The following is a 262-nucleotide window of genomic DNA, read 5'->3' on the forward strand; positions in this document are numbered from 1 at the left end:
TGGCTGGCGCCGACGCCGATCGACGGCGGCGAGCGCACGTTGCTCGGCGCCGTGCTCGCCCTGTCCTACCACACGGTGCTGACGCTCTCGCGCCTGGTCGTCGGGCTCGTCCTGGGGGCGGTGATCGGAGTCGCGCTGGGCCTGGCGATCTCCTGGTCGCGGGTGGCGAGGGAGATGTTCGCCGCGCCGCTGCACATCTTTCGCATGCTGCCGCTGCTCGCGATGGTGCCGCTGTTCCAGTTCTGGTTCGGGGCGACAAACC

General features: G+C 70.6%; 1 pseudogene. It reads left to right on the forward strand.

Annotation, left to right across the window (positions count from 1 at the left end):
- A pseudogene (locus tag SB717_RS37030) lies at nucleotides 1-262 on the forward strand (hypothetical protein); the annotation flags it as partial.

This window comes from Priestia sp. SIMBA_032, assembly GCF_046535215.1.
Classification (GTDB): domain Bacteria; phylum Bacillota; class Bacilli; order Bacillales; family Bacillaceae_H; genus Priestia; species Priestia aryabhattai.